General features: G+C 32.6%; 7 protein-coding genes. 4 read left to right on the top strand and 3 right to left on the bottom strand.

Going from position 1 to position 5,900, the window contains the following annotated elements; translation table 11 throughout:
* A partial coding sequence (locus ACYQ11_RS21625; protein ID WP_459925918.1) for a transposase occupies positions 1 to 227 on the bottom strand: 227 nt, incomplete at its 3' end.
* A gap of 9 nt (positions 228 to 236) precedes the next feature.
* Positions 237 to 593, bottom strand: a complete 357-nt coding sequence (locus tag ACYQ11_RS21620; protein ID WP_459925917.1) for a transposase — start codon at positions 591 to 593, stop codon at positions 237 to 239.
* Positions 594 to 729: 136 nt separating this feature from the next.
* Here ACYQ11_RS21620 and ACYQ11_RS21615 point away from each other — a divergent pair, with 136 nt between their 5' ends.
* Positions 730 to 1,881 (top strand): glycosyltransferase, encoded by a 1,152-nt coding sequence (locus tag ACYQ11_RS21615; RefSeq protein ID WP_459925916.1) that lies wholly within the window; start codon positions 730 to 732, stop codon positions 1,879 to 1,881.
* Here ACYQ11_RS21615 and ACYQ11_RS21610 read toward each other — a convergent pair.
* Positions 1,878 to 2,237, bottom strand: coding sequence for a hypothetical protein (locus ACYQ11_RS21610; protein WP_459925915.1), 360 nt, complete (start codon positions 2,235 to 2,237; stop codon positions 1,878 to 1,880). The genes ACYQ11_RS21615 and ACYQ11_RS21610 overlap by 4 nt on opposite strands.
* Positions 2,238 to 2,380: 143 nt before the next feature.
* On the opposite strand from ACYQ11_RS21610, the gene ACYQ11_RS21605 reads away from it, so the two are divergent.
* From ACYQ11_RS21605 to ACYQ11_RS21595, 3 genes are all read left to right on the top strand, one after another.
* Positions 2,381 to 3,565: an O-antigen ligase family protein gene (locus ACYQ11_RS21605; RefSeq protein WP_459925914.1), complete on the top strand. Its 1,185-nt coding sequence runs from the start codon at positions 2,381 to 2,383 to the stop codon at positions 3,563 to 3,565.
* Between the two features lie 23 nt (positions 3,566 to 3,588).
* Positions 3,589 to 5,076: a lipopolysaccharide biosynthesis protein gene (locus ACYQ11_RS21600; RefSeq protein WP_459925913.1), complete on the top strand. Its 1,488-nt coding sequence runs from the start codon at positions 3,589 to 3,591 to the stop codon at positions 5,074 to 5,076.
* Positions 5,077 to 5,155: 79 nt separating this feature from the next.
* A complete protein-coding gene (locus ACYQ11_RS21595; RefSeq protein WP_459925912.1) occupies positions 5,156 to 5,863 on the top strand; it encodes an IS630 family transposase in 708 nt (235 codons plus the stop codon).
* The last annotated feature ends 37 nt before the right edge of the window (positions 5,864 to 5,900 follow it).

Below are 5,900 nucleotides of genomic sequence, written 5' to 3'. Positions count from 1 at the left end.
ATATCAATGATAAAAGGGACCAACTGGCCGGATGAGCAATCATCTATCAACAGTAAACGCAATCTGCCAAGTTTACGTCCTTTACGTTCAACGGCTATAGCCACAGCACATTTATGCTCTGCGCCACGTCCACGCTTCCCACTGCGTTGGCCACCAATATAAAATTCATCGGCTTCAACGGCCCCTGACAGTTTCTCTCTGTTTTGCCGGATTGTGCAGCTTCTCAATTTCTGCAACTAACGCCAGGCTGTATGGTAGCTTCCGAACCCCAATAGATCCTGAAGATTTATGGCATTCACTCCACTTTTACGTGTGGTGAACCACCACATGGCCTTAATCCAATCAACCAAGGGCTTTCGAGTCCCATCCATAATGGTGCCTGCCGTTATGGAGTGATGGTGTTCGCATTCGGTACAGATATAAAGCCCCCGGCTGCTTTTCCAATAGGATGTATTGTCACAGATCGTACACTTAAAACCATCTGGCCAACGCAACCTGAAAAGGTAAGCGTGGCAAGCTTCTCCTGTCTTAAACCGTTCATCGAACTGGACTTGATTGATGGGAAAGTCTTCGGTAATTGTGAATTGTTCCATTGGCCGCCTCCTTTAGGTTATCTTGGAGGCAGTATATCGTAGCCCTTTGACAGATCAGGTCAATTCGTGTCGCATTTTTTTGAACTTGAGCGAAGTGCATAACCATATAATTTTTAACCGAACAGTATTGAATTCTATGAAAAAAATTAAATTATCACACATCATAACGGAACTAGGTCCTGGTGGAATGGAAAATGGTATAATAAACTTGTGCAATAACCATGATAGAAATATATTTGAATTACATGTCTGTTGTTTAATAAAAAAAGGTGAATTTGCTAATAGATTGAAAAAAGATGTCAGATTAGAATCTCTTAACTTAAGTGGCGTAGGTATAACAAAATCTATCTTAAAATTAAGACAATACTTTCTTACTATGAAAATAGATATAGTTCATACCCATGGTTTGGCTGGTGGTTCTTTAGTTGGAATTATAGCAGCAAAATTAGCCAATGTACCAGTAATCATTAATGGTGAACATGGTAGTTTTTTTACATCAAAAATTCAGATTGCGATACAACGTTTTATTTATAATTATTGTAATATTAATCTTTCAGTTTCTGAAGCGCTAAAAATGGAGCTTATAAAAAGAATTGGCTTAAAATCAAATTCTATAACTGTTATACATAATGGTGTTGATTTAAGTTATTTTTCTGATAAAAATGATTCGGCTCCTATTTTAAAATATATTAAAGATAATTATGGTGTTGATTTATCGAATAAATTTGTTATTGGTTGTATTGGGTCTTTGAAACCTGAAAAAAATCAACAATTACTAATCGAAGCTGTAAATAAATTAACGAAATCTTATGACGATACAAATAATATAGTTGTTTTAATTATAGGCGATGGTCCTGATAGAAAATATTTACTTGAATTCACAGAAAAAAAAGACCTAAACTCCAATATATTATTTCTCGGATTGAGAAATGATATTAATATGCTTTTATCAATAATTAACTTAGTGGTTTCCGTTAGTATTTCTGAGCATGAAGGGTTATCAAATGTGATATTGGAATCAATGGCATCTTCAGTCCCTGTTATTTCAACCAAATCTATTGGATCTGTCGAGATAGTTATCGATAATTTTAATGGGTACCTTTTGGATTCACATAATTTAAATTTACTTTCCCAGAAAATTTATTATTTATTTAAAAATAAAAATAAATTGATTGAATTATCTGTAAATTCACGTGAATTTGTTTCAAAAAATTTTTCATTGAAACAAATGGTAAAAAATTATGAGCTTATATATTTTAACCTTGCAATGAAATATCTGAAAAATTAGTAGTAAAAGAAGGCTGTCGCCGTTTTTTCACAAAAAAAGGCTCCCAGCGTCATGAGCTGATTGACCGCCAACGTCAGAATCCTGTGTAGGGCCCGCATAAAAGAAATATCAGCCATTTCTTCGAAGCAGGCGAAAAAAAATTCGCCAAGGCTTCGATAATCCGAATGATATGAAAGCAACATGTAACGCATGAAAACGATGGTGGTGTGAGCGATCAAAGCATCAAAGTCCCTGCACTGAATTTCTTTAGCCAATTTCAAGTGCTGTTTTGCCATTTTGAAAAAGACTTCGTTGTTCCAACGTTTGCCGTAGATTCGCGCGACATTTTCATCTGCCAGGTTCGTGTCGGTAAACAACAATTCCAGCCAGTCTATTTTTCGTCACAATGGCAAGCCACGGGATAAACCCGTACGTTGCCATCCAAATGGCTTTGGCCGGCGCAACTCCTAAGCTGGATGACTCGGGTGAGTAGTTACGATTTTAAATATAAGGTTAAATTGTGGCTTTTTATATATTGTGTTTATTAATATTTATCATGTTTTTCCAACCGGTATATATTTTCCCCCCCCTTGAAATATTACAGCCTATAAAATACACCGCTATTTTTGCATTATTAACATATTTTATTTCAAATCAGAAAAGTAATAAACCTTTTCTTGTTAATAAAACAAATAAGTATTTTATTTTATTTATTTTTTTTCAAGTTTTAAGTGCCTGTAATATCTGGTTGGCAGCTGGCATAGAGATTTTTACTTTTTGGAGAAACTTGATTATTGTTTATTTTTTAATTGTAAAAAGTTGTTTTACCGAAAAAAGAATTAAAATGGTAATACTTATGCTTCTTTTTGCCATTGGTTATTTATCATACTACTCACTTACTGATTTGTATAGTCGATATGAGATAGGTGCTTTAGCAAGAGGTTTTGGCTGGTATGAAAATGGAAATGATTTGTCTATGATATTTGTAGCAATATTACCGTTGACGTTTATTTTTATTGAGAACTCAGATAATAAGGCGGTTAAATACTTTTTTATAATACTTGCATTACAATTTTCTATTAATATTCTATTAACCGGCGCTAGAAACGGTGTATTAGGATTGTCAACAGCAATTGGCCTTTTTTTATTGAGTTCAAAAAAAATTAAAATTGCCATAAAAATCATAATAATAATTATGTTGGCTAATGGGATCATATACGTTGGATATAAAACTATTATGACTCGCTCGGATTTAGCAGGTAATTTATCAGGTGATGAATCTTCTGAAGATCGTTTAACCCAATGGATAGCATGTACAAAGATGTTGATTAAAAATCCTGTATTTGGTGTTGGACCTAATCAGTCCAGATATGAAATGCGAAATTATGGTGGAGTAAGAGGACTTTTACCTCATAATACTTTGATTCAGGTTTTTGCTGAAACCGGAGTTTTTGGTGGTTTCTTTTTTTTTATGTTCGCCATTTATCCTCTTTCTATTTCATATAAATATTTTAATAAAAGAATAAAAAAAGTACATACATCAGCTGAAAATTACTATAAATATACATCTATTTCATTATGTAGTTTTTGGGTATGCGCATGTTTTTCAAATAGAGTTTATATGTACATTTTGTATGTATTAGTTGCGATTCTTGTTGCATCAAAGGAATTAATTGATTTGCAATGTTCTAACGAAAAATTATGATACATTTTTAATTGGGGTTAAATTTGAGCGGAAAGAAGTTGTTACTGCAGTCTTTGAGCTATTTTTGGGGTGAGGCATTAATTATGGTGTCAGGCCTTATCTCTTTTCCAATACTTACAAGAGTCTTTACGAAAGATCAGTATGGTATTTTTAGCCTAATTGCTATAACGATAAATTTGTTAATAGGTATTTCAGCATTAGGTGTTAATAGGTCAATTATCAGATTTTATGAAAATTTTAAACAAAATGATAAATTGTCCACATTTATAACCACTTCTTTTATTGTAATGTTTCTATGGAATGTTTCTATTATATTTACTGCTTTTTACTTAGGAACTGTTGAAATTTTTGATACATATTTTTTTCATAATGCTTATGGAGCATTTATTCTTGGCTTTCTTTGGATGTACATTCAGAATTTATTTACATTTTTAAATTCAATTTTTCGTTTAGAAGATAATATTTTTTTGTATAACTTAATGGGAATTTTAAGAAAATATTTAGGTTTAATATGTGCTATTCCTTTGGTTATTTATTTCCAAAAATTGGTTTACTTTTATTATGGAGTTATTTTTGTTGAGATCATAGTGACATTGACTTTAGCTTTATTACTTTATAAATCGAATTTTTTTTCATTTAATAAGCAATTATTTTCTAAAAAAATTTTTCTTGAATCATTCAAATATGGTTTTCCTCTTTCTATTAGCGCAATAGCCGCAGTTATTTTAAATTTTGGCGATCGATATGTAATAGCTGCACTTCTAGATACAAGCGATGTAGCAAATTACAGTGTTGGATATAATTTTTGTATTTACCTGAAAGAATTAATTGTTACGCCTTTAAACTTAGCATTGCTTCCTATAGTGTATCAAATGTGGGAATATAAACAGTATAGTAATATTAAAATCATACTATCTAATGTTATAAAATTATACATATATGTATCAATTCCGATTTGTATTCTTACTCACTTACTTTCAGAGGATATTATTGTTATATTAGCTTCATCAGAATACATCCAGTCAGCTAAAATACTTTCGGTATTAATGGTAGGTATCCTTCTAAATGGACTTGAATTTCCTGTTATGGCTGGGTTACACTTTAGTAAAAGAACAACGTCTATTATTATAGTGATGGTTGTAGCAGGGGTTGTTAATATTTTACTTAATTTAGTTTTGATACCTAAAATCGGTATTCTTGGATCTGCTTATTCTACTATAGCCTCATATTTTTTAAGTTTAGTTTTTTTTTATTTAATTTCTATGAAAGTAATCAAAATTCCAATAGAATATTTTAATTTATTTAAAAGTGTTTTATTTGGAATGCTGAGTTATTTTATTTCTATTAAGTTTAATGAGTTTATTTATTTTGAAAATCGGTTTTTTAAAATTTGTATTATATTATTTACTTTTTTATTTACATATTTTTCAAATTTAATAATTTTTGATACTGAATTAAGAAGGCTTATAAAATCTAAATTCCGGTTCTCTAAGAATCTCAAAGTTAAATAAAGCGCCCGCTATTAACCCGGCAATAAAATATCTAAGTATTTATTGGCAATTTCCAGGCAAATGTGCTATAAAGTCAGTCATGGAAAAAATTGATGCACGCATACTAAGTACCGAGACTCAACAGCAATTACGCAACCAGGTTGTTCGTCTTCGTGAAGCCGGGAAAAAACTAAAAGAAGTATCTGAAATAACAGGTGTTAGCGTAAAAACTATCTGCAAATGGCATAAAACCTATCTTGAGGGCGGTAAATCAGCAATCCAAATCAAAAAGCGAGACCGGACCTTGGGGTGCTTCCGGACGCTTACGCAGGATCAGGAAAAAGAACTGCAAAAGTTTATGCGCGATAAGTGCCCTGATCAATTGAAATTTCCTTTTGCATTGTGGACACGAAAAGCCGTCAAGCCAGCCATCAAAGAATTTTATGACATTGAAATGCCGATCAGAACAGTTGGAGAATACCTGAAGAGATGTGGCTTTACGCCTCAAAGGCCTTTGAAAAAAGCCTATAGCCAGAATCCCAAAGCCGTAAAAGCCTGGTTGACTGAAGATTACCCAAAAATCACCTCTAAAGCGAAAAAAGAGAACGCCGAAATCCATTGGGGTTACGAAACCGGGCTGTGCAATGACAGCTATTACGGCCGTAGTTACGCCCCACGCGGTGAAACCCCGGAGATTAAGGTTCATTCAAGATGTAAACGGGTGAATCTTATTTCGTCGGTTACAAATCAAGGCAAGGTTCGATTTATGGTTTACAAGGATATGATTAATTCTCAGACCCTTCAGTGATGTCCGGTTAGGTTTTTGCGTGTAATTTTTTTTAATA

The organism is Desulfatiferula olefinivorans (assembly GCF_054657895.1).
This window is presented reverse-complemented; position numbering and strand designations above follow the sequence as displayed.

Coding starts and splice junctions, on each gene's coding strand:
- ACYQ11_RS21620 (WP_459925917.1), bottom strand. CDS start 593: ATGGAACAATTCACAATTACCGAAGACTTTCCCATCAATCAAGTCCAG.
- ACYQ11_RS21595 (WP_459925912.1), top strand. CDS start 5,156: ATGGAAAAAATTGATGCACGCATACTAAGTACCGAGACTCAACAGCAA.
- ACYQ11_RS21615 (WP_459925916.1), top strand. CDS start 730: ATGAAAAAAATTAAATTATCACACATCATAACGGAACTAGGTCCTGGT.